Source organism: Flavobacterium sp. ASW18X (genome assembly GCF_005144745.1).
GTDB lineage: Bacteria > Bacteroidota > Bacteroidia > Flavobacteriales > Flavobacteriaceae > Croceivirga.
This window is the reverse complement of record NZ_SWKK01000008.1, coordinates 164171-190786: the sequence shown is the minus strand read 5'-3', so window position 1 is coordinate 190786 and position 26616 is coordinate 164171. Positions and strand designations below refer to the sequence as shown.

General features: G+C 36.1%; 14 protein-coding genes and 1 tRNA gene. 8 read left to right on the top strand and 7 right to left on the bottom strand.

Going from position 1 to position 26616, the window contains the following annotated elements:
• Positions 1-59: 59 nt before the first annotated feature.
• From FBT53_RS06300 to FBT53_RS06280, 5 genes are all read left to right on the top strand, one after another.
• Positions 60-1964: a PAS domain-containing protein gene (locus FBT53_RS06300; protein ID WP_136950317.1), complete on the top strand. Its 1905-nt coding sequence runs from the start codon at positions 60-62 to the stop codon at positions 1962-1964.
• A 98-nt stretch (positions 1965-2062) separates the two neighbouring features.
• The gene (locus FBT53_RS06295; RefSeq protein ID WP_136950316.1) at positions 2063-2452 is read left to right on the top strand and encodes a response regulator; all 390 of its coding nucleotides are present in this window, start codon (positions 2063-2065) and stop codon (positions 2450-2452) included.
• A gap of 57 nt (positions 2453-2509) precedes the next feature.
• Entirely contained in the window at positions 2510-3745 is a 1236-nt protein-coding gene (gene dcm, locus FBT53_RS06290; RefSeq protein ID WP_136950315.1) for a DNA (cytosine-5-)-methyltransferase, read from the top strand.
• On the top strand, positions 3745-4338 hold the full coding sequence (locus FBT53_RS06285; RefSeq protein ID WP_136950314.1) for a hypothetical protein: 594 nt from the start codon (positions 3745-3747) through the stop codon (positions 4336-4338). The genes dcm and FBT53_RS06285 overlap by 1 nt, the downstream gene beginning before the upstream one ends.
• 67 nt (positions 4339-4405) lie before the next feature.
• On the top strand, positions 4406-4780 hold the full coding sequence (locus tag FBT53_RS06280; protein ID WP_136950313.1) for a hypothetical protein: 375 nt from the start codon (positions 4406-4408) through the stop codon (positions 4778-4780).
• Here the strand turns inward: FBT53_RS06280 and FBT53_RS06275 are convergent.
• Genes FBT53_RS06275 through FBT53_RS06265 form a run of 3 tightly spaced genes read right to left on the bottom strand, consistent with a single transcriptional unit; the run spans position 4777 to position 6587 of the window.
• Positions 4777-5229, bottom strand: coding sequence for a GNAT family N-acetyltransferase (locus FBT53_RS06275; RefSeq protein WP_136950312.1), 453 nt, complete (start codon positions 5227-5229; stop codon positions 4777-4779). The genes FBT53_RS06280 and FBT53_RS06275 overlap by 4 nt on opposite strands.
• A complete protein-coding gene (locus FBT53_RS06270) occupies positions 5229-6137 on the bottom strand; it encodes a cation diffusion facilitator family transporter (protein ID WP_136950311.1) in 909 nt (302 codons plus the stop codon). The genes FBT53_RS06275 and FBT53_RS06270 overlap by 1 nt, the downstream gene beginning before the upstream one ends.
• A gap of 18 nt (positions 6138-6155) precedes the next feature.
• Positions 6156-6587, bottom strand: a complete 432-nt coding sequence (locus tag FBT53_RS06265) for an RpiB/LacA/LacB family sugar-phosphate isomerase (RefSeq protein ID WP_136950310.1) — start codon at positions 6585-6587, stop codon at positions 6156-6158.
• Positions 6588-7181: 594 nt separating this feature from the next.
• Between FBT53_RS06265 and rnr the strand changes: the two genes are divergently transcribed.
• From rnr to FBT53_RS06250, 3 genes are read left to right on the top strand one after another with little or no spacing between them, the layout of a single operon-like run.
• Positions 7182-9374: a ribonuclease R gene (gene rnr / locus FBT53_RS06260; RefSeq protein WP_136950309.1), complete on the top strand. Its 2193-nt coding sequence runs from the start codon at positions 7182-7184 to the stop codon at positions 9372-9374.
• A gap of 54 nt (positions 9375-9428) precedes the next feature.
• Positions 9429-10112 (top strand): head GIN domain-containing protein, encoded by a 684-nt coding sequence (locus tag FBT53_RS06255; protein WP_136950308.1) that lies wholly within the window; start codon positions 9429-9431, stop codon positions 10110-10112.
• Positions 10113-10120: 8 nt separating this feature from the next.
• A complete protein-coding gene (locus FBT53_RS06250) occupies positions 10121-10780 on the top strand; it encodes a LysE family translocator (RefSeq protein ID WP_136950307.1) in 660 nt (219 codons plus the stop codon).
• A gap of 27 nt (positions 10781-10807) precedes the next feature.
• Here the strand turns inward: FBT53_RS06250 and FBT53_RS06245 are convergent.
• The 4 genes from FBT53_RS06245 to FBT53_RS06230 all read right to left on the bottom strand — a co-directional run bounded on the left by FBT53_RS06245 (position 10808) and on the right by FBT53_RS06230 (position 26612).
• Positions 10808-10878 (bottom strand) — tRNA-Cys (locus tag FBT53_RS06245).
• 51 nt (positions 10879-10929) lie between these two features.
• Positions 10930-11289, bottom strand: coding sequence for a dihydroneopterin aldolase (gene folB / locus FBT53_RS06240; protein ID WP_136950306.1), 360 nt, complete (start codon positions 11287-11289; stop codon positions 10930-10932).
• A gap of 42 nt (positions 11290-11331) precedes the next feature.
• Entirely contained in the window at positions 11332-12288 is a 957-nt protein-coding gene (locus FBT53_RS06235; RefSeq protein WP_136950305.1) for a type IX secretion system membrane protein PorP/SprF, read from the bottom strand.
• Between the two features lie 23 nt (positions 12289-12311).
• Positions 12312-26612, bottom strand: a complete 14301-nt coding sequence (locus tag FBT53_RS06230) for a T9SS type B sorting domain-containing protein (RefSeq protein ID WP_136950304.1) — start codon at positions 26610-26612, stop codon at positions 12312-12314.
• Positions 26613-26616: the final 4 nt, after the last annotated feature.

Here is a 26616-nt window from a genome sequence, read left to right as displayed (position 1 = left end):
TTTGTAAGAATTTTACTATATTTACTCTGCAGACAGACTGAACCAATGTTTACAGTAGTATGGATAGTATCAGAAAATTGAGCAACGTATCCATAAATGGAAATAGTAGAGGTGTATTTAATAGCGCCGACAAGTCCCAATCTTACAGAATTTTCAAAACTTTTTTTGAAACTTCTTTAGACGCCATAGTGGCTATTAGCCTAGATGGGATTGTCTTAGATTGCAACCGAAACTTTGTCCATTTACGGCGCAAGACCAGTAAAAGCCAACTGGTTGGTAAAAAATTTAAGTCGATTATTAGTGTAGAAGCTTACCGTCTATACAAAAAACACCTTTCTACGCTTTTAGCAGGTGGTACTTATCAAGATATTCGGCATAAGATTAAAGACCAAGAAACTGGTGACTATAGATACATATCTGTTAATGCATTTACTATTTCTAGCCACACAGATAAACCAGAATTTATAGTCTTAAGTTTACGAGACATTACCAAAGAAATTTTAGCGGATAAAAAACTTAGTGAGCAACTTTTTGCATTTGAACAATGTGCAGATAGCTTCTGGACATGGGATTTAAAACAGAATCATACGCGGAATAAATCTATCCATGAAACATTGGGCTATAAAGAAAGTGAAGTAGAAGATACCGTAGAAACTTGGTTTTCTCTTATGCACCCGCAAGATAAGATTAAAGTAGATGCCCTATTAAAAAAACATTTCTATACCAAAGGAAAAAGCCCTTTTGAGGTAGTTCAACGCTTTAAAAATGCACAAGGTAATTATACACATATCTACACCAGAGGTAAAGTTATTGAGTGGTCTGATGAGGGAGAGCCCTTAAAAATGATTGGTACAGAAATAGATATTACAGATAGCGTAAAAGTACCCCAGTTAGAAGAGGAGTTAACTAATAAAAGCCAAATTTTTGAACAAGTCCTGGAAAACACAATGGCTGGGTATTGGGATTGGAACATCTTAGAAAACACAGAATATTTAAGTCCTTCTTTTAAAAAAATGTTTGGTTATGAAGACCATGAGATGGAGAATACACCAGAAGCATGGCAAAAAATTATTCATCCAGACGATTTACCAGGAGTTTTTAATGTATTTAACGCCCATGTAGAAAGTAAAGGTGAAATACCCTATGACAATGAAGTTAGGTATTACCATAAAAATGGTTCAATTGTTTGGGTGTTATGTAGAGGTAAAGTAATAGAATGGGCAGAAGATGGTTCTCCTGTACGTATGGTTGGTAGCCATATAGACATAACACATCTTAAGAATTTACTCAAGAGCAATGAAGATTTAGAACGATTTGCCTATTTGGCTAGTCATGACCTACAAGAACCTTTACGTACCATTCGCGATTTTATTGCGCTTTTTGAAGAAGAGTATGGTAAAAAAATTGGTGTAGAAGGTTTAAGCTATTTAGAGTTTATCAATAACTCTTGTAACCGTATGAATGCTTTAATTAAAGGCTTATTAGAATATTCCCGTGTTGGGAGAGATAGTGCCAAAACTACGGTAGACCTTAATCACGTAATTGCAGATGTTTTTAAAGATTTAAAAACAAGAATACAAACACAAAGTGCTACTATAAATTTTAAAAGATTACCTAAAGTAGTAGGTAACACAGTAGAATTACATTCACTTTTTCTTAATCTAATTGGCAACGCTTTAAAATTTAGAAAAAAAGAAGAAAACCCTTTTATAGATATTACATCTAGGCGAACCAAGGGTATGATAGAAATAGCAATTAAGGACAACGGTATTGGCATACCAGAAGAAAAAGTAGATCAAGTTTTTCAAATTTTTAAAAGATTAAATAGTAAAGAAGAATTTGAAGGCACAGGCATAGGGTTAAGTCAATGCAAAAAAATTGTAGAATCTCATGACGGTTCTATTTGGGTAACCTCTAAATTTGGCCAAGGAAGCACATTTTATTTTACACTTATGGAAGCATAACCCCCCGTATTTTCCATAAATTTGATAAACCGATAGGTAGATAACACTTTTGTAACTATTCTTAAAAATACTATTAAAACGTATTAGATGTAGATTTTATGTTTGATAAGATATTATTATTGGATGATAATAAGGCAACCAATTTTATCCATACCAAATTTATACAACAAGCTAATGCTGCTAAAGAGGTAGTCACTTTTTTAACCGGGCAGAGCGCCTTAGACTATCTTAATAATCCAGATGAAGTTTTTCCTAATTTGGTGATTTCTGATATTAATATGCCCACTATGGACGTGTGGGAGTTTTTAGATGCTTATAGACAAATTAGTAGACCAGAAAAACAACAAGCACGTATAATTCTACTCACTACTAGCCTATCTCATAACGATAAAGATTTATTAGAAAAATATGAGATGGTAGACTACATCTTAGCTAAACCTATGGATAAGAAAGCGGTAGAAGGTTTAGTTGATAAATACCTGCGTTAATAATCACCTGCATATTAACTTACTTTAAACTTAATTAACAGTTCTTATATTTACGGCATGCGTAAGTTAAAGGTATGCGAGTTATTTGCTGGTGTGGGTGGTTTTAGATTAGGTTTAGAAGCCACTAATGGTTTTGAAGTTATTTGGAGCAACCAATGGGAACCTGCTACTAAATTACAGCATGCTTCTGAGGTCTATAAAACTAAATTTAGGCATACAAAACATTCTAACCAAGATATTGAAACCGTTGCTACTACTACTATTCCAGACCATGATGTATTGGTTGGTGGCTTTCCTTGCCAAGACTATTCTGTAGCATCAACCTTAAAAAGTTCTAAAGGATTATTGGGTAAAAAGGGGGTGCTCTGGTGGTCTATCTACCGTATTTTAGAAGAAAAGGTAAAAAAGCCGCAATTTTTAATTCTAGAAAATGTAGACCGTCTTTTAAAATCACCCGTAAAACAACGTGGTAGAGATTTTGCAGTAATGCTTTCTGGTTTATCCAATCTTGGCTATGCCGTAGAATGGCGTGTAATTAATGCAGCAGAATACGGAATGCCACAGCGCCGAAGGCGCGTTTTTTTTGTGGGAATTCACAAAGAATCCTCCATTTACAAACAATTAGAAAAACAAAATAGTACCGTTTGGCTTTCTAAGCATGGTATATTAGCAAAATCTTTCCCTATACATACAAAAGAGATTAACTATCAAAATTTTAAATTAGAAAATGATTTAGTACGCTTGTCTGAGCAATTTAATCTAGATGGTAAGTTATCTCCCTTTAAGAATGCAGGTATATGTTTTAATCACCATGTATGTACCGCTAATGTTTCTCCAAATTACAAGGGACCCTATAGCCTATTACAAGATATTTTACAAAATGAAGATGATGTTTCCCAAGAATTTTATATTCCAGAAACGCAACTACAAAAATGGAATTATCTAAAAGGAGCTAAAAAAGAAACAAGAAGAACAAAAGCAGGTTTTAGTTACCAATATACTGAAGGGAACATGACCTTTCCGGATGCATTAGACAAGCCTAGTAGAACCATTATAACAGGTGAAGGTGGCGCAGCGGCTTCTAGATTTAAACACGTAATACAGACCACTAAAGGTTTAAGAAGACTAACACCAATAGAGTTAGAACGTTTAAATATGTTTCCGGATAATCATACTAAACTAAAAGGTATAACAGATGCTAAACGTGCTTTTTTTATGGGTAATGCTCTAGTAATTGGTATTGTAGAAAAAATTGGAAAAACCCTGCTAGAGCATCTTAAAACTGTTGAATAATGCAAGGTAATTTTAGACAGGATTTAGAAAAGGAAAAACAATTACAACGGTTTTTAGATATACAATACCATACACACTTAAAACAATACTCATTTAAGCGCGAGAAAGATAGACAACTCCAATTAAAAGGTGTAGACTTATGGCTTATGCACAAAAAAAAGGGGACAACATTTGCGATAGATGAAAAAGCACAGCTAGATTATATAAATGATGATTTACCCACATTTGCTTTTGAACTAAATTATCTTAAAAATAACATTCCGAAAAAAGGTTGGTTTTTAGATTCCCAAAAACAAACAGATTTTTATGCTTTAGTGACTGCAATATATCAGGACGAACCTAATAACTATACTTCTTGTAAAATAACAATGGTTAATAAAAGACTTTTATTACGCGCACTGTATCAATTAAATATAGACTTATCAACAATTAAAAGACCTACTACACATGGTATGCATTTGATAAAAGGATTGCGACCTAAAACACAAGGATATTTGTATTTAAGTAAGAAAAATAAGTGGGAACAACCTCTGAATCTGATACTTAGACTAAGTTATTTAGAAAAACTAAAAGTTGCCAAACGTTTAGTTTAATTGTTAACTACTTGTTAATCAAGTACTAATATTTTCATATCTCTGGCAATTTATTAACTTAAGGGGTATGATAAAATTTCAAAAACATAAAAACACAGAATTTTTAGAGAAATCCATTAAGTACTTAGAAAACACAGGGTTTATTAACATTAGGGCAGATGTTGATGGCTACGACACACCAAAGTCATTTTTAAAGAAAAATACAGGAACCGTAATTACGCCAGATATAGTGGCAGAAAAAAATGGTAGAAAGTATTTTTTTGACATTAGTCTTAAAACAGACAAGGAAAACCAATTAAAATCTAAATGGCTGTTTTTAGACACATTAAGCCGGTTAAAAAGTAATCGCTTTAAAATCATCACCACCAAAGGGCACTATAAATTCACAGATAGTATCCTAAACGATTTAAATTTGAACAGTAAAACGCCTATACGCCTTTAATTACCTATGGTATAATACATTTTAATATGTGGTATACCATCTTCTAAGTATTGTTCACCACTTTCTCTAAAACCTAGCTCGTTATAAAACTTGAGTAGATACACTTGAGCGGATATCTCTATGAATTTTTCTGAACATTCATCAATTAAAAAATCGATGCTTTTTTGCATAATAATTTTACCGTAACCGTATTTACGCTGTGTGGATGCTACCACTACTCTGCCAATAGAAGCATTTTTAAAATAATCTCCAGAACTAAATACCCGTGTATATGCCGCTAACTGCCCATTGGTACTAAACCCCATGATATGGCTTGCTAATTTATCCTTTCCATCTAAATCTTGATACACACAATCTTGTTCTACAACAAAAACTTGTGATCGTAAGGCTAGTATAGCATATAACTGATGTATACTCAGTTCATCAAATTTCTTAATTGTAATATTCATCAATCTTGCACAATAAGGTTTTTACTATCACATTTGCCAAACTCAGGCTGTATATTAACGTGGTTAATACCAAACTCGTAGAACAATTGCGCTTCTATTTGGTTTAAAATAACATCAAATTCGGACAACCTTATATCCGTATTAAAATCTAAATGAGCTTCTAAATGCACCTCATCATCATTTAATTGCCAAATATGTACATGATGTACATTTTTAATAGCCTCTATGGTTGTAATACAAGCCACAATATCATCCACAACAATAGATTCAGGAGTAAATAGCATTAATACGTTAGTAGACTCTTTAAGTAAATCAAAACCTACATAAATTAAATACAGTGCTATTAACAATGTTAATAACGGGTCTACCCAAAACCAATGGTAATACTGCATTAAAAGCCCACCAAATAAGACTGCAACAGATGCTAACATATCTGTTAATAAGTGTAGGTAAGCAGATTTTAGATTCATATTATTATTAGAATCTTTTTTTAAAAGCAGCACACTTAGCCCATTAAATACTATAGCAATGGCAGATAAACCTATTACTAAACCAGACGCTACTTGTTGTGGTTCTAAAAACCGAACTACAGCTTCCTTTATCAATAGTACTGCTACTATAAGTAATGTAGCAGCATTTATAAATGCTGCTATAATTTCTGCACGTTTGTAACCAAACGTCTTATTTGTAGTAGATTTTTTACGTGCTAATCTATTGGCTATTAAACTTATAATAAGAGAAATAACATCACTAAAATTATGGAGCGCATCTGATAATAAGGATAAACTACCAGATAGCAATCCTCCTATTATCTGAGCAACAGTTATACCTACATTTAAAAAAATAGAAATGGTAAGCTTAGTATCACTGGTATGATAACTATGGGTGTGGTTATGAGGTTGACCCATAATTTCTGAAACAAGATTTTAAATACAAGGTATTTTATCTATACGTCTCTCGTGTCTACCCCCGGCAAAAGGAGTATCCAAGAAAGTTTCTACCATTTCTAAAGCTTGTGGTAAAGCCACAAATCTTGCAGGCAAACTAAGAATATTGGCATCATTATGCTCTCTTGCCAATGCTGTGATTTCTTTTGTCCAACAAAGTGCACCGCGAACACCTTGGTGTTTATTAATTGTCATTGCAGCACCGTTACCACTGCCACAGACCACTATACCAAAATCTACAATACCTTTTTCAACATCTTCTGCAACAGGGTGCGTAAAATCCGGGTAGTCTACACTATCTGTACTATCTGTACCATAGTTTACAACTTCAATACCTTTAGATTTTAACAAACCTACTATGGCTAATTTATAATCTGTACCAGCGTGGTCATTTCCAATAGCTATTTTCATAACGTTCTCTTTAGTTGGGGTTCTTAGCAAAGGTACAAAACCTTTTAAAGCAGCATGTTTATAATTGCTGTTGATAAAAGAGTAGATTATTTAAAATCAATCGGTTATAAAAATGTTAAAAATGTGAAGAAATTGAAGAAAAAAACTGAGAAGAATATTTTGATTTTTAATGATTATTCTCCAATACATAACATTTGGTGATGTTTACGTAATGTTTAATTAATTTTTAATCAAGAGTAATTAAACGTTAATGAACAGATATTAACACTAAAAATACATTTAGTTGTTCTAAAATTTATGTTGAAAGGACTTATTAAGATTCGTTAATAACAAATCTAACCGGCTGATTTTAATCTACTATTAACTGGTATAAATTGTCAACAACTATTTTTTTCTGTTCAGAGCAAGAAACCTCATAAATAATTATTCCACATTTCAACAAACTATAATACCCTCCATTATTAATTTAATTTCAAAAAAGAAAAAAGTATAAATAATATATCTGTTGATAATTGATAAGGTATTTAGCTTATCGTCTTATTATAACGTAGGTCTCTAATATTTATTTGTATTTTTCAAAAAATATTTGTCTTAATGGCTAAAAAGAAAAAAAGGGCTAGAAGTCAGCGAAAGAATGAGATAACTAAAGGTATCTTTAGTGTATTAGAAGAGCAGCCTGGTAAAAGCTTTAATTACAAACAGATAGCAGCTAAACTTGGTATTGTAGATACAAAAGGAAGAAATGACCTTATCAAAAGATTAGGAGAATTAAAGCAAAAAGAGCGTATTGTAGAAACCGAACGAGGTAAGTATAAAAAGAAACAAGAAGCTTATATAGCTGTAGAGGGCAAGGTAGATTTAACCCAGCGTGGAGACGCCTACATAGTGGTAGAGGGTCAAGAAGATGACATTTTTGTACCTAATAGTAAACTTGGAGGAGCTTTTCATGGAGATAGGGTTGAGGTTAGTCTTAGACCACTGCGTAGAGGTAAAAGGCCAGAAGGTGAAATTATCAAAGTTTTAAGCCGATTTAAAAAAGAATATGTTGGCATTATAGAAGTAAACAAGAATTTTGCTTTTGTTAGGCCCATGGATTCTAGGATGTATACTGATATTTTTATCCCAATAGATAAAATTAATGATGCTCCAGACGGTTCTAAAGTTTTAGTGGCATTAGGCGATTGGCCTAAAGATGCAGATTCTCCGTATGGTAAGGTGACCAAAATTTTAGGAATGCCTGGGGAACATAATACTGAAATACATTCTATTTTAGCGGAATATGGCTTACCGTATGAGTTTCCGTATGAAGTGGAACAATATGCAAATCAGTTAGATACTAGCATTAAAAACGAAGAAATCTTAAAACGTAGAGATATGAGAGAGGTTTTAACCTTTACCATTGATCCTAAAGACGCTAAAGATTTTGATGATGCTCTTTCTTTTGAAATTTTAGAAAACGGTAATTTTGAAATTGGGATTCATATTGCGGATGTATCTCATTATGTACAACCAGATTCCATTTTAGATGAAGAAGCCTATAACCGAGCAACTTCGGTTTATCTGGTAGACCGCGTAGTACCTATGTTACCAGAAATTTTATCTAATAATGCTTGTTCTTTAAGACCTCACGAAGAAAAATATACTTTCTCTGCCATATTTGAATTGGATAAGAATGCAAAAATTGTTAATCAATGGTTTGGAAGAACGGTTATAGATTCTAATGAGCGTTTTGCTTACGAAGAGGCACAGCATATTATAGAGACCAAAACGGCAGAAATACCAGAAAATGTATCCATAAGAGGCAATGCTTATGAGGTAAGTGAAGAAGTGGTCAACGCGGTTTTAACCTTAGATAATTTGGCTAAACAAATGCGTGCAGCTCGTATGTCTGCTGGCGCTATTTCTTTTGATAAAATTGAAGTACGTTTTAATTTGGATGAAAATAATAATCCGGAGGGCGTATACTTTAAAGAATCTAAAGATGCCAATAAGTTGATAGAAGAGTTTATGTTATTGGCAAACAGAAAGGTAGCAGAATATATAGGCAAGCAAAAACCAAAGAAAACCTTCGTATATAGGGTGCATGATGAGCCAGATATGGATAAGCTAATGGCTTTAAATGGTGTTATTTCTAGATTTGGACATAGCATAAGTTTAAAGGACCGTAAAACAATTAACAGTTCCTTAAATCAGCTATTACAAGACGTAAAAGGAAATAAAGAACAAAATTTGGTAGATACTTTAGCTATACGTACAATGAGTAAAGCTATCTATACCACAGATAATATTGGTCATTATGGTTTAGCGTTCGATTATTATACGCATTTTACTTCTCCAATACGTAGGTATCCAGATGTTATGGTACATAGGTTGCTTCAACACTACTTAGATCAAGGGAAAACGGTTAAAGAAGAAGTTTATGAAGATAAGTGTAAACACTCTTCTGATATGGAAATGTTAGCCGCTAATGCAGAAAGAGATAGCATAAAATACATGCAGATTAAATTTATGCAAGACCATGCAGATAAGGAATTTGTAGGCGTTATATCTGGTGTAACGGAGTGGGGTATTTATGTAGAAATCATTGAAAACAAGTGTGAAGGAATGATTCGCATCCGGGATTTAAAAGACGATTATTATACGTTTGATGAAAGCCAATATGCTATAATAGGTGAACGGTTTAAAACCATGTATCAGCTTGGAGATGAGGTAATTGTAATGGTAAAAGATACAGATTTAGAAAAAAGACATTTAGACTTTTCGTTAATCGGTAAACACGAATCATAATTTTTTTGCTCTGGAACAGTTTATGTATTTGAGAATCAATACTAAATTGAAAAAATGAAAAAGATAATTAGTCTTCTTCTGTTTATTTTGATGATGCAATTTTCTGCGGCACAAAATCAAGATATAACCATGGCATTGGAGCCATTTAAAGAACTTAAAGGTTTTGATGGCCTTTCTATTACTCTTATCAAATCAGATGTAAATAAAGCCATAATAACTGGTGCTAATACCCATAAGGTTGTTATTGTAAATAATGATGGGGTTCTTAAGATTAGAATGGAACTAGAGAAAATGTTTAGTGGATATAGAACCTTTATAGATTTGCATTATACAGAAGATTTGAATATCATAGATGTAAATGAAGACGCGCTTATTAAGTCTGATGATGTTTTAGTGAAAGATTTATTAGAATTAAAAGCACAAGAAGGTGGTGAGATTAATCTTAATTGCCAAACCGACCAATTGTTAGTTAAAGCGGTTACGGGTGGAGATGTAATTGTCAAAGGGTTTACCAAAAACCAAGATATTAGCATTAATACTGGTGGTACGTATAATGGCAAATTATTTAAAAGTAAATTTACCACTATTGCTGTAAATGCAGGTGGTTTAGCTACTATCTATGCTACAGACTATGTGCAAGCAAACGTAAAGGCAGGTGGTTCCGTATCTGTTTATGGTAATCCTAGAAAAATGGATGAGAAAACAGTATTTGGCGGTAAAATAGAGCGTGTGGATTAAAAAGCACTATGTTAGAAGATATACAAGCAGCAATACCTTTAGGCATACTTTTAAGTTTTATGATTGGGCCAGTATTCTTTGTTCTATTAGAAACTGGAGCTACCAAAGGGTTTAGAGCAGCTGTTGCTGTGGACATTGGGGTAATAATAGCAGATGTACTTTTTATTTTTATAGCCTATTTTTCTAGTTTTCAATTGTTAGAAAATTTAAGTAACGAACCTGGACTTTATGTTTTTGGTGGTATGATTATGCTGGTTTACGGCATTGTAGTCTACGTAAAAAAGGAATCTAAAAAGAAAGAGTCTAAAAAACTTAAGGGGAATTATTTGGCTTTAATGGTTAAGGGTTTTCTTTTGAACTTTATAAATATTGGTGTTTTGGTGTTTTGGTTGGGGGTACTCATAGTTGTTGGCCCTAGTATGGAGAATGATGAAAATAGACTATTCACCTTTTTTACTACCATGATAGTTACTTATTTTTTGGTAGATGTAATTAAGATACTACTTGCAAAACAGTTAAAAAAGAAATTAACCCCTGCTAGGATTAGGTGGGTTAAAAAAGGACTAGGAGTTGTATTAATGATTTGTGGTATTGTTCTAATAACTAAGGGTTTTTTACCTAAAGAACAGTTTAACGTGCAAGATGGTATAGAGCGTATAAAACAATAAAGCCTCCCAAAATAGGGAGGCTTTTAGAGGCGTCGAGCGGATTCGAACCGCTGTACAAGCTTTTGCAGAGCTCTGCCTAGCCACTCGGCCACAACGCCATAATAAGGTGCAAATGTACCACGTTAATTTTTGGTTTCCAAGAAAGAATTTTAGCTGTTTTTACCAGAAAGGATAACAGTAACACTTTCTACATCGCCACCAATAGGCGGATTTATTTTAGAAACAGCCACTTCTGCTGTTGTAACCATCTTAATTTCAGAGAAAATACGATCTATAATACGTTTGGCTACGTGTTCTAATAATTTAGATTTTATAGCCATTTCTTCTTTAACAATATTATTTAGATGTACATAATCTACGGTTTGCGCCAAGTTATCAGAAGAAGCCGCCTCACTAAAATCTGCAGCTACTTCTAAATCTACACGGTAATCACTACCAATTATCGCTTCTTCTTGTAAACATCCATGTTTAGCATGTACGCGGATGTTATTCAATTTAATTTTACCCATGAGCTAGAAATAAGGAGCAAAATTAAGTGATAACTAGCAATTTTAGTACGTACATCTACAATTACTAATACCTTGGAACAAGTCCATCCCAATAGTAACTACATGTGTACCAATATTGTACCCAGAAATTTCGTTGGTTAAAATTTGATAAGAATATCCAAAATAAAGGTTGTTCTTTTTAAGACCTGCCATAGGAGATAAATACAACGGGGTTAAAGGTTGTTCTTTATCATTTAAAAATCTGTAGGTAAGTCCTAAGTAATAATAATCCTCAAAATTGAAAAATCTAAACTTAGCATTAAGGTCTGTCACAGAACGGCCATCACTTTCAAACCACTGAAAGAAAATAGAAGGTTCTACTTCTAATTTACTTTTCTTATTTTTAGAAAAGGCGTAACCCGCATAAGCGTAATAATTTCTTAGCGTATTAGGCTCAAAAGTAGGATTAAAATTTTCTAAATTTTTAGGCAGAAGGTTAGCGGCATTAACACTCACAAAGAATTTATTGATACGATACAGTACGCCTACATCAAAGTTATGATTGGTTGTTGCTCTATCATCTGTTGGTAATTCACCATTCTCCGCTCTAAAATTTTCGGTATCTATTCTAAATTGATTAAAGTTGTAAGAGATACCTAGAGATAAAAATTCGTCTTCGTAACGGTCTAAGGTTAAATGGTGCGCAAAAGAAACTCTTGCACCTCTTTGACGGGTGTTACCATTACTATCATTATAAATAAACATACCAATACCAGACCTATCTCCAATTCTAGCGTCTGCAGCTAACGTTTGAGTATCGGGAGCATCTTCTATACCCACCCACTGCGTTAAGCCGTTTAAACGCACTTTAATATGGTCTCCAATACCAGCATAAACAGGTGATATTAGAAAGGGATTATCCGCATTGTATTGGGAATGCTGGGGTAATGTTAATTCCTGAGCAGAGGTGTATACACCAATGCAACATAGTAGTAGGATAAGGATTTGGGTCTTTCTCATCACTCAATAGGTTAAAAAGTCTGTTATCTGTATAAGGTAAAATGTCCAACCATCTCGCGGTCATCGTTTTCACCTCTTAGTTTAATCACGTACCAGTAATCACCGGTTGGTAGCTCCTGGCCTTGGTATGTTCCATCCCATGGAGCGTCATTCAATTTCATCCTATAGAGTTCTCTACCATAACGGTCAAAAATGATAGTTAGTATATTTGGGAAGCCTTCAATGTTGTTTGGAACCCAAGTATCATTAGTACCACTGCCATCTGGTGTAAAGAAATTAGGAATTTCTATATCTATGAATTCCATAAATATCTCTGCAGACATCTCACATCCATTTTGATCTACAACAGTAACAGTGTAGGTATCTGTACGATTAATGTAATACGTGTTGTCTGTGCCATTATCATGGTCTCCAAAATAGAATGTATAGTCTTCTACTCCACCATTGGCTATTGCTGTAATTTCATTTACGTTGATAGATTCTAACGTTAGGGTTAACGGTTCAAAATTTTCTATCTCAAAATCTATGGTATTAATACAGCCATTGTCATGTGCAATAGTTAAATAATGCATACCAGGGGTAATATTGGTAAAGTCTGCATTTAATTGCATATCGTCTGGGTCTGTACTATCTAATGCATATAGTACGTTTGGTAACACTGTCTCATCATTAAAAACAATATCCAAACTATTATCTGGTATGTTACCTGTACACGCATACATTGGTGTAACTGTTGCAGCAAGGTCTACACCTGGATTTATTTCTACGAATACTGTGGTTTCACAACCTTGAGAATCGCGTACAAAAACTACATGGGTAGTAGCAGCTAAGTCTGTAAAGCTTATCTGACCTTCTACAAAATCTGTTGGATTGTTAGCGTTTAAACTTGTAAAGTATGGCGCAGTACCACCGGTAATATCCAATTCAAACGTACCATCAGCGCTTTCAAAACAAATTTCATGTTCAATGTTAATGGCTTCAGCTTCTAATGGTGCTGGAGCAGTCAACTCAAAATCAAAGGTTTCAAAACAACCATTTTCATCTTGTGCAATTACTACATAATTGCCAGGTGCTAGATTGGTAAATGTGTTATCCGTATCAAATTGGTTTAGGTTAGGAGAAATAGCATAGTAGATTTCTCCTGTACCACCGGAAACCTCAACATATATACTACCGTCTTCTTCCCCTGCACAAGTAATATTTGTAAACTCTTCTCTGTCAATTTGCAAAGGAGTGGGCTCTGTGATAATAGCTTCTGTAGAAACTGTTATACAATCTACACTAGTTACTCTTACCCAATAGCTACCTGCTGCTAAATCATTAAAACTTTCTTCAGTTTGTGGACCAACAATTCTATTAGTTAAGGCAGCATCTGTAAACAATTCATAAGAATAGCTTCCTAGTCCACCAGAAGCATCCGCAGTTATTCTAGCAGTTGCTTCTCCAGTACAATTAATCATAGCAGCAGATAGGTCTAAGTCTATCATTAAATCAGGTACTGCTTCTACAGTTACTTGATTTGAAATCATCCCTTCGCAACCATTTACATCTATTACAAAATATTGATAATTGCCTTCTGTTACATTAAAAGTATGGGTATCACCACCACTCATAGATGAATAAGTAATACCGTCTGTACTATAGCTATACGGAGCTGTACCACCTGTAGCCGTTAATTCAATTGTAGCATCTGTAGTACATGTCATTGCCGTAAGTTGTCTTAAAGACGCAAATACTTCTACAGGCTCGGTAATTACTACTTGTGGTGTAGTAAATTCACAATTCCATCCATCTGAAACTCGTATGCTGTAAATACCAGCACCCAAATTATTGAAAGTTGGTAGGTTTTGAGCACCACTTGTAAATCTTAAGGTTACGCCGTCTGCTTCAAAACTATTTAACTCATACAGATAAACTCCTTCACCACCTGTTGCATTAGTAGCTGTAACACTCGCATTGGTATCACCGTAACATTGTAACATAGTTGGTGTTGCTGTTATGCCCGCTGTGATTGGGGTAGGTGCAATTAGAGTTTCCGTATCTGAAACAACACAGCCTTGGTTATCTGTTACTTGTATAGTATATGCTCCAGCGCCTAATCCTGTAAATAGAGCCGCTGCTACATCGTTTTGTGTAAATACATTACCTGTAGTGGTGTTAGTTAAGACCACGTCGTATGGTAAATAGCCACCTTCAATGTTAACATTAATTTCTCCAGAATCATTGGTACAGCCTACATTAGCTACTTCTTGGGCGTCTGCCATTAGCAGTCTATCTGGGGAAATTATAGTTACGATGTTAGAATCTTCTACACATAATGGATTTGCAGTTTCTGTTACCCGTACAAAATAGTTACCACCCGCTAAACCTGTTATTACTAAAGGATTGGTAGTTGTATTACCACTACCGTTAATAGTCGTAGCGGTTCCATCTTGGTTGTATACGGTATAGTCATAAGTGCCATTGTAACCCGATACATCTATAGTAATTTCACCAGAAGTATCGCCATAACAAATAGATTGAGCTGTTGCCGTAGCAATTACATCAATGGTATCATACGGAGCAATTTCATAAGCTGCAGTATCAAAATAACAACCAGTAGCTGTATCTGTAACTCGGAAGGTATAAGAACCTACTTCTGTTAACTCAAATGTAGCTTGGTTATAGGCAGGTGTTCCAGTTAAGGTTGCTGCTGTATTACCAATAGGAAGTAGTTCAAACGTGTACACGTTGCTAACATCACCATTATCACTTACCGTTATAGTTACTTCTTCATTTACCGCACAAGAAATTTGTACAACCTGAGCTACAGTTGCGTTAAATGTATTAATTGGATTTATGGTTACGCTATCTGTGAACGGACATCCATTGGCATCTCTAACATAATAAGTAATAGTTTGTACAGTACCATTATCTATAATTTCAAAGGTATTTTGAGTTTGATAATTAGTACCATCTATACTATATAAATAAGCTGATGTACCGCCTGTAGCTGTTATGGTTAAAGTAGCTGTATTTACACTATTGTCTGGTGCACACGCAAAAGCAGTTACCGTTTCAGTAGCATCTAAAACTGTTGGCTGCTCTACCTCTACCGTAGTACGTACAGAAGCACATTCTTTAGCAGAAACCGCTTCAATTTGATAGAAACCTGCAGCCAAACCAGTGAAAGTTGGATTAGATTGTGGACCAGAAATAAGCACTCCTGCATTATCATATAAATTATAATTGTAAGGAGCATCTTCATTAATACCTGGCGAAGTTGCGGCAAGTACAACGGTAATGCTACCATCTGCCAAACCAAAACAAGAAACATCTGAAACAATAGGTGTATCCAATGTAGTAGTACTAGGTGCTACCAATTGTTGGGTTATGGTTCTAGTACAAACAGGATTGTTAGTATCTGTATCAGTAACCACAAAAGTATACACACCTACTTCAGTTAAATTGGTAAAAGTACCTGTGGTTTGGTTAATAACAGCACCCGTATTAGGTACGGTCATTTCAAAATTAAAGTTACCAGAACCACCATTAACATTCACGGTAATTGTACCAGCAGGCGTTATAGAGCAGTCTATTTGTTTGTCTACCGTGGTACTAATGTTCATTTCATCATATAACAACTCGGCATTAGTAGTAGTAGTACAACCCCATTGGTCTAACACTACCACTTCATAATTACCCTCACCTAAGTTTATAAAGGTGGTACTGGTTTGTGGAGAACCAAATGCAGTACCATTTCTGAATAATTGGTAGGTGTAGTTACTACCTTGACCACCACTAACTGGGTCTGTTATCGGTATACCAACCACTTCTAATTCGCCCTCAAAGTTGGTACAGTTGTCATTGGTTACTAGTAAAGTAGCTTGGATTGGGGTTGGATTGGTTAAGAGGATATCATCCTGAACCAATATTTCACAACCTTCACTATCTCTTACCCAAGCATCATACGTACCAGCAGTTAGGTTACCAAAAGAAGCATTATTTACAAAATCCGTAGCTGTTGGTATAACACCATCTGCCCCTACAAAGTAGGTATAGCCTCCCCAACCGCCTTGTACATTGGTAATGGTAATACTACCATCATCTAATAAAGCAGACATACAGGTTATTGGTGTTGTTGTATGGTTTGCGGTAATAGCAGCATTAGGACCAGCAATGGTAAAGGCCTGTGTATTTTCACAGGTTGGGAAGTTATCTTGCGTAATTACTACGTAATAGCTACCTGCAGGTAAATTAATTCCTGCTGTAGGACCTGTATTGGCAATTGAACCAGTACCCTCGGAGGTATCGTCAGCTGGATTGGTTGGTGTACCATTGGTATTGAATATCTCCCAAGAGAATCCGTTAGTATAGGTCGCATCTATTAACTGAAAGGTAACTTCACCCGTAGCTGTTCCAAAGCAAAGTACATCACGCACCACGTCTACGTCTATAGTAAATGTATTAGGGTCTGTAAGGGTTTCAGAAGTACTGATGATACAACCCGTTACTAGATGTCTTACCAAGAAATTATAGGTACCTGCGGTTAAACCACCAAATACATTAGGTGTAGCACTATTGCCAGTATTTTGCCAAGTTGCACCATTGTCAATACTGTATTCATATTGATTAACATCGTTTGCTGTTGAGGTTACCGTAAGTGTTATCTCTCCATCTGAACCTGGAGAACAACTCAACGGATTGGTAATGGCAGCTGTAGCCGTTTGTAGTTCATCAAAAGGAACTATGGTAGCGGTGGTGCTATCCATACATCCTGCAGAATCGTACACATTAATGGTATATACCCCACCATCAAAATCGGTTATCGTAAGTACTGGGTTATTTCCGTTTTGTACAATTACGGGTGTTTCTACAGGAACTGTATTAGGGTCATCTTCTTCTATAAATTCATAGCGCACATAGGTACCGCTACCACCGGTAATGCCATCTACGCTTATAGTAGCGTTATTTTCATTATTACCGTTGGTACAAAGGAAATCTGTAGTAGTTACAGTATCTATGGATACCGGCGTAGGTTCATCTATAATAATATTGTTGATAACCAACTCGCAATCATTGGTTCCTGTACCAGTAACTGTATATGTACCTGCCGGTAGATTTTCAAAAGTTAATGTGGTACTATTGAAAGAACCAACAGCTGGTGAAATGGTATAAGTTAATGGATTAATACCCGTATTTGTTTCAAATAATTGGATAGTACCATCTGCACCTCCGTTACAAGTAACATCTGTAGGTGTATGCGTAAATATAGGTTGTACCGCAGCTGGTACATTTACAGTAATTGTACCCAAACAATAAGGAATTGCCGTACTGGTATCGTAAACCGTAATAGCATAATCACCAGCTACGCTAGCATCCGTCCAAACAACGCTGGTACCAACCATGTTTGTTTGTGCTTGGTCTACCGTGCCAGGACCATCAATTGCATAATCATAAGAACCAGAACCAGCTAATACATCAATAGTAATCTCTGCATTGTTTGCAGGTGCAGGTTCACAATCCAAAGCAGTGGTTAAACGAGCATTAAATTGTAAAGGAGGATAAATATCTATGGTATCTGAATCCTCACAACCATTTACATCCCTAACATTAATAGATTGGGTTAAACCAGAACTTAAACCAGTAACCGTATATTCATTACTTGCATTGAATGTAAAGTTTTGGTAAGCACCACCGTTAATGCTTATTTGGAAAGGAGCACTAGCAGCTGCTGGATTATCAAGGGTTACCAATACCTCAAAACTACCTTCAGCAACACATTCATCTACTATAGCAAGCGTTATTTCTGGGCGTACATCTTCTAAAACGGTAATTGGTGCTTGCTGAATACAATCATAAGCATCTTTTACATAAACGATATAATCTCCTGCTTCTACATTAGCACTAGTATTGGTAGTCCAGCCAGCATCTGTGGCTAAAGGAGCTGCTGCGGTATCAGGCAAATATTGATATTCGTAAGGAGCGGTTCCAAACCTTCCTGTGGCAGTTATAACACCCGCATTAAGATTACAATTATCGTTTGTTGGTGAAGCTACGTCTAAATCTAACGGATTGGCAGATTCCCGTATAGAGAACAAATCTCCAGAAACGGTACAACCATTGTTTGGACCCCCAATTTCGGTTAACAATACATAATATTCACCAGGAGCTAAAGCACCAAAATCAGAAACTGTTACCGTTGTTGGTGCATTCACGGGAACTTGTGCAAATTGACCAGTAGTAAGGTTAGATTGCCTGTTGAAAATCTCGTACCTAACATCTGTTGCACCAGCGTCAAAACCAGTAAACTCAAAAGAAACACTACCATCTGCATTACCTGTACAAGTAACATTACTTTCGGTTTGCGAAGTAACTGTCATACTAGAAGGTGTGTCTATAGGAGCGTCTGCCTCCTCAAAATAATAACACATGGTGGTATTATCATATACCACAAATGTATAAGTAACCCCAGGTATTAAACCCGTAATAGTTGCGGTATTACCTCCAGGTGTGTCAGGAGCTTGGTAGGAGGTTGAATAAGGAGGTGAATAGGTTTCCAATACTCCGAATGTATAATCTCCACTACCTACCGCTGCACTAACGGTAATTATTGCGGTACCCCCAGAAGTACAGTTGGCTGTTGTTGTAGTTACATCTATATCCAAATCGTTTGGAGGAGAAGCAATAACTTCAGTACTAAAAGCCGCACAACCATTGGCATCTACCACATCTACTGTATAGATACCAAAATCTAAAATGGTAAAGGTGTAATCAATGTTTCCTGGAGATGTGGTATACGTTTGTGGCGCAATACCATTATTAGCACTTAGTATATAGGTGTATTCCGCTGTACCACCAGTGGTTCCAGAAACGGTAATAGAACCTGAGTCTGTTCCACCAGATGCGTTACATGTGATTGGAACGTCTGTGGTAGTATAGTTTATAACATCTGGTTGATTAATGGTTACCAAGAAAGGATTAGACACACAACCTTTGTCATCTGTTATAGTTACTTGGTAATCCCCTGCCGGTAATCCGGTAGTTTGTGTATTGTAGATAGTACCAGAACCAGTTTCAACTACATTTATAACATAAGGAGGCACTCCTACAGAAGTATCAATAACCACATCTAAAGCACCAGTACTTTCTCCATGACATAAAATGTGAGTTGGCGTTACAGAGCTTATTACGGGTTGCACAGCAGGTGTAATGGTCACAGTATTGGTAACCACGCTACAAGCTGTTGGGCTGGTAGTATCCGTTACTTGAAATTGATACGTACCGGCTACATTGGTTGTAAAAACATTCCCAGTAAATCCAGTTGTATTATACGTAGTTCCTCCATCATTAGACCATTCGTACGAATAAGTACCAGAACCACCTCTGGCATTTATGGTTACTTGAGCATCAACCAAACAAGTTAAATCTTGGTCTAGTACAGCATTTGCCACCAATTGTTCCGTAATAGTTACACTTTGTTGCGGTGCGGTACAACCAGATGCGTCAATAACATCTACCGTATACGTACCTGGACCTAAATTATCAAAAGTATATGTTGTTAATGTTGATGGTACAGGCGCTATAAAGGGTCCACCATTCAAACTAAATAAGTAGTCGCCATTACCAGCAGTTACGTTAACAACTACTTGTCCATCATTAGCACCACTATAACAAGCAGTGGCAGTTGTAGTAAATGTTAACACTGCAGGTGCATTTACTATTATGGGAGAATCAATTATATCTTCACAACCATTGGTATCTCTTGCACGTACTATATAGGTACCAGCTGCCAAATCTGCAAAAACGGTATTGGTACCATTGGTAGCAAAATCGAAGTTGGTTATTGGTGTACCTAAATTATCTTCTAATTGGTATGTATAATTGGGAGTGCCTCCAGTAGCATTTGCCGTTATGGTTGCCCCAGTTGTACAGGTAACTTGTGCATCTAAAGTAGCCGTTACTTCCACTACGGTTGGCTCCGTTAAAACTTGTGTAAGTTGTATAGCACAGCTATTATCATTGATATCCCTAACATCAATAACATAGGTGTTTGCTGTTAAGTTTGGTAAGGTTACACTGGCATTAGTTGAGGTTATGTAACCACCACCGTTTACTTGGTATTCGTAACCATTTGTAGTATCAAAGTTTTCTACTTGAAAGGTAATTGCACCATCACTACCGGTATTACAGCTGATGTTGGTAAAATTGGTAATACTAGCAGCTAGTTCATTACCTTCTTCTACTAGAACATCTAGGGTAATACTAGATGGACATGCCTCTGGATATTGTAATGCTTGTATGTCATCTATAGCAATATCGTTACCCTGTGTAACTGCCGAGTTAGTTCTTATTACGATATCTAAATTGGCATTGGCACCAGGATTTAAATTAACCGTATAGTTCTGCCAATCATTAGCATTATTGTTTTTAGGAATATTACCTGTTGTAGTACTGGCAATAATGGTACCACTACCATCTACCAATTGAATTTCTATAGAAGGATCTCCGCCAGTTGAGCCTGTTCTTAATAGGTTAAATGCCCATAATGATATTTCGATATCTTGATTTGGTATTACCTCAACACCAGTTTTTTGATATACAATACCACCTACCCCGGCTACACCACCTACGTTAATTGCAAGGAACCTGCCATTGGCTAGTCCAGAATGATCACTAGGAGATCTCCAAGTACCGTATGGATTTACAATTAAGTTGGTAACAGAATACTCACCATCTTGGATATGCGTATCTGTTCCAAACCCACATAAACTTGTAGAACCATCTTGAGGTTCATAACAATAAGCTGGGTCAATTTCACTAATTGGGGTATTGGCACCCGTACCAAAGTTTTCAGTCAATAGTATACTTGGTGTTGGTGCAATATTACTGGTATAATTTACTGTTATTGTATGATTACCAGTAGGTACGTTATTAAAAATATTGGAAGTATCTGGCGTATTTGGGGTACCATCTATTAAATAGGTGTAGTCAAAATCTGCACTGTCTGGTGTAACAGTTATTATACCTTCTCCATCACACTCATAATCTACTGTAGCCGTAGCATTAGGTGGGGTTGGTTCTGGCTGTACGGTAACTGTCATGGGGTAAGTACAATTATTTGCATCTCTTACAAATAAAGTATGGTCTCCTGGTAAAAGATTTTCTATAGAACTTGCACCATACGTGGTACCACCATCAAAACTATAGGTATAGGGAGCTGTACCTCCAATTACGTTTGTAATTCTTATTTCTGCACCACTAGGGTTACACTCTGCAAGTTGTGCTACTGCCGCAGAAGCGCTTAAAGGTAACGGTTCAGAAATGGCATAAATCTGGTCTATTTCACACGAATTAGCATCTCTAACTCTAACATGGTAACTACCTGCAGCAAGGTTTTCAAATGTGTTTTCTGGTTGATAGGTTGTACCATTATCAATACTATAGGTGTACGGTCCCTCACCGCCTGTAATAGTTACCGTAAGTGTTGATGAAGCATCACCGCTACACAATATAGCCGTATTTGAGATGGATAAATTAAGAGCAGGGTCTTGATTTATTACTATCGTATCTACTGCTTCACAAAAATCTGTGTTTCCTGAATTATCCCTTACATAAACATCATAAGTTCCTGCAGCGTTAACTGTTGCTGGATTCGTCGTTGAGAAATCTGTAGCAGCGGGAGTTGTACCTGTTAAAACAACTGCGTAAACATAATTACCATCTCCACCGGCAGCTGTGATATCTACCGTAGTAGAAGTTGCACAAGCAATGATATTGCTTGCCATGGCTGTTACCGATAGTTGTGGGTTTATTGTAATTGTTTCTGTATCAGTACAAGAATTTCCGTCTTGTACAGTAACGGTATATGTACCAGCAGAAAGATTTATAAAACTATTGGTGCTAGAAAAATCACCTCCGTTAATGCTGTATTCAAAATTACCATCGCCACCACTGGTTACATTTGCGGTTAAGGTTAAACCTGTTGCATTGTCATAACAAAAATCGTTAGGAACTAGTTCCAAAACGGGAGCTATAGCTGCATTTAAAGTAAAATTACCAGGAACTTCACAACCGTTTGCATCTTCCACTTGAACTGTGTATTGTCCTGTTTGTGTTAATCCGTTGAAAGAGCCGGTAGTATTGGTACCAAATACAGTGGTATCCGGATTTGTTAAAGTGTAGGTATAGCTACCCCAACCTCCAGTTGCTGTAATAGCTACGCTACCATCAGTGGTACAGGTGGGTTGTGTTTCTACGATAGAAATAGCTAATTGGGCTGTTGGTGCTTCCACAGTTACCGATGCCGTATCGGTACAATTGGTAGCATTGTCAGTTATAGCTATATCATATGTACCTGCTGCTAGACTGGTTAGGTCTATAGTGGTGTTCGTTTCATTAGTACCACTAAAAGATTGTGGTCCTGTAATGGTATAATTGTAATTAGTGCTAAAACCATTAACGGTAAATCTTGCTTCACCATCTGTTGCATTTAAACAACTTATATTACTTACTAATTGACCAACTACATTTATTGGAGTGATTGGAGCAATGGTAAAGGTTTCCGTATATACACAACCTTTACTGTCCGTAACTCTAAAGTTATAGGTATCTGGGCTTAAGTTATTAAAAGTTGCGGTAGACCCAGAAGCAGAAGCAGGAGTAACCAAAGAAGGCGCAATAATTTCAAAAACAAAAGGAGCTGTACCCGCCGTTACTGTTGCAGTAACATTAGATGTATTGTCTGGGCAGGTAACTGCACTAGCCGTAAAATCTAAATTGGTAGGCGGATTAAGTGGCAATAAGGTAATAGGGTCTGTAACAAACGTACAATCATTAGCATCTCTAATGGTAATTCTGTAAGTACCATCGGTTAGGTTGCTAAAACGTTCTGCCCCTACTCCATTAACAAAGTTAACCCCGTCAATACTAAATGCATATGGTGCTGCTCCACCCGTAACATTTTGTGCTTCTATAATTCCATTTTGTAAACAAGTGTAATCTTGAATCAAAGCTATATCACCAATAACAGCACTTGTAGGGCCACCGATGGTAAAAGGTTCTAAGAAATCACAATTAGTGTTTCCTTTGCGCTGATTAACCACAACAGTGTAATCTCCTTGAGCTAAGTTATTAAACTGGCCAGATCCATTAGTTGCGATTTGGTTATCATCTGCATCTAAGAGATTAAAGGTTACCGTATAGCCGTTAGAGGAAGTTAAATTTAAATTTATACTACCATCATTGGCTCCAAAACAACTTTCGTCTTGAGAACTGGTGGTATATTCCACGGACGGTACTAAGACAATAGTAACTGGATTAGATATGGCAAAACAGTTATTTCTGTCAATAACCGCAAAGGTATAGGTTCCAGGAATTAATATATCAAAAATAACACTAGTTTGAAATTCACTATTAGGAATTTCAGTAGGGTCATTGTATGAAGTTACTGTTGTACCACTTTCATCTACAAATTCGTATATAGCATACGTATGTGGTGTTTGCCCACCAGTAGAGTTCATCTGAATATTTCCTTCCCTACAAGAAATGTGCTGTGAGATTACTGCTTCCAATTCTAGATCAGATTCATCCAAAATTGTAACGTCTTGAGTTAAATCACATCCTGCGTCTGTAGTTACACGTACCGTATAATCTCCTGCAGCCTTATTTTCAAAAGTATAATTGTTATCGTTAGAAGGGCCAAAACTGTCTACTTCGGTTCCGTTCTGAATTAAGCTGTAATAGTATTGTACATCTGCATCTAAAAGAGAAACCCCGATAGCACCTAAACCATTACAACTGGTATTGGTAATGGTGGTTGTAAGCTGAACATTCCTTTCTCTAATACCAATATTATCTACCACAAATTCACAACCGCCAGTAACACCTACTTGTCTCATTTCTACACGGTAGGCTCCATTTTGGTCAATTGTAAATTCTGGTCCGTTGTTATCAGAATAAGGTACTACAATTGCATCTGTTGCATCATTTACCAATTGAAATTCATAATCGGCAGGCATGTTAACTACTCTAATTTGTCCGTCTACACCGCACATTAAATCCCTAGTCTCTACCTGTGGATTTAATGGATTTTTATACACATTAAAGTAGAAGATGCTAGAACAACCATCTTCATAATTTATAGACAGTTTATACTCACCTGCATCTGAGGCTGTATAATTAAAACCACTACCTACCTGGGTCCAAGAACAAGAATTGTTAGTGTTAGCACAGTTTGTAGCCGCTGCAGAACAAGAACCTTCCACAAGCTGTTCCCATTCTATACTCAAGGCATCTGGTATGTTTATTTGAATAAGCTCAGTATCATTAAGACCGCACAAGAAGATTTCTGGTAATTCTCTACCATCGTTAGGGCAGACTAGGATTGTACCATCTACTGTATTACTGGTGTCATTAATTAAATCTATTATAGGATTGGTTTGAGTTTGACCAAAACGTTCTACTGTGATGATTTCTTCAAAGCCTTTACAGGGGTCTGCTACTTGCTTATCTACAATATAGATTCCAATATCATCTACGACTATAGTAGAAGGGTCGTTATCTTCGTCGTCATCAGTGATTACAGTATCTCCGGCATCAACCAAACCATCTTGATTGTTATCTCTATACCAAACATAATTATCAAAGTTATCACCTGCATCTAGTAGTACGTCTTCCCCACACAAAAGGACTGTACGGGAGAAATCACAATTCTCTAAATCGTCTAATAAAAAGTTAGTGGCACCTGGGGTTACATAGCCGCAGTTATCAAAATCTGTAACGGAAGGATCATCAGTAATAACATTGTCATTGTAAAACCCTCTATACGTGGAATAGGCTAAGTTTTGAATTAAGTCCGTACAAGCATCAATAAAATCAAAACAACTTTCTGCTACTCTTACACCCATTCTTATTGAAGCAGGCGGATCATTCTCGGCAACTAAATTATCTGGAATTGAAAATACTACTTCTCTTGTGGCTGAATTATAGGTATAGGTTACGCCAGCAGGCAAGTCTAATTCATCTGGCAAAAAAGTAACGTTAATAGGTAATACATCTCTTATTTGGTAGTTAATGGCATCATCATTACCCGTGTTTTCAAAGGTTAATACGTAATCTAGGTATTGACCTAAATTAACGCCTTGCCCTGTAATATCGTTACCGCCAATGTCTTCTACCGTCTTTGTTAAGACAATATTGGGTTCTATAATTTCTACATCAAAAGAACCAAAGAAAATATCGTACTTGTCTTGGGAAGAACTTGCTCTTAAAACTGCCCCTGTTTCATCATTAGGAATAACACCATTTAAAGGATTTGGGATGGTGAATAAATCTATATCCCAACCCAAAGTATTGATACTATTAGGATTTCTGCTGTTTACAAGTAGGCCTTCATCTGTAATATTACTATTAAAGAAATTATTGGTAGGGTTAGCTGTATTACCTAATGGTGTAAACCCTGCGTTCATATTGGCACTAAAGGATAATCCATCTCCCTCTATTCTATTATCACCCTCTAATGTACTTATACCTAATCTGGCATTAACAGGAAAAGGATTTGGTAATGTAGTAAATCCATTGAATGGAATATCTACAGTTTCTCCAGTTTTAATGCCGGCATAACCATCAAATGTTGTTATGTATTTTCCAGGATAATTAGGGTTTTCATAAACAACTACCATGGTCCAACCCCCAGATACACCACCACTTATATCGCTGCCATTACTTGCTAATATATTGGCCACGGTGTATTCTCCGTTGGGGTCTGCCAAACCAGCTACGATACTGGTAATATCTGCATAGCTGGCGTAAGGACTATAATAGCCAAAGTCCACGTCGCCATCACCATCAAATAAAACTTCTGTAGCAGTAATATCTATATAGGTTGAGGATCCAGGTGTTTTTAATTTTACCTGATTTATCCCAGAGCGATCATTATTTACATACACTGCGGACCAATATAAACCCGCATATCTTATTAAGGAACAACCAACATCTGGTACCGATAATGTAGCACTACTAGAGCTAAACGTAGAGGTATCATTATCAACATCAATATATTGCATATTTAGTTGATCGTTGTATTCTGAGCTTAGAATAACCCATTGAGAACCAGTCCAAAACCATCTTGGATTACCAATATCATTATAAGGATCTTCTGGTTCTGTAGTAGAAGTACCACCATCCCGGTTTACAATGTTGTTACCTATAAGGGTTAAATCACCTCTTAGGCTATTGTTGTATCTAGGATCAAAGTTGTTTTTAACCTGACCAAATATTCCTTGCATGGAAAAGGCAAGGAAAAAGAGGATAAGTAAGTAAGTCTTGGGGTAACTGTTACTCATGTTT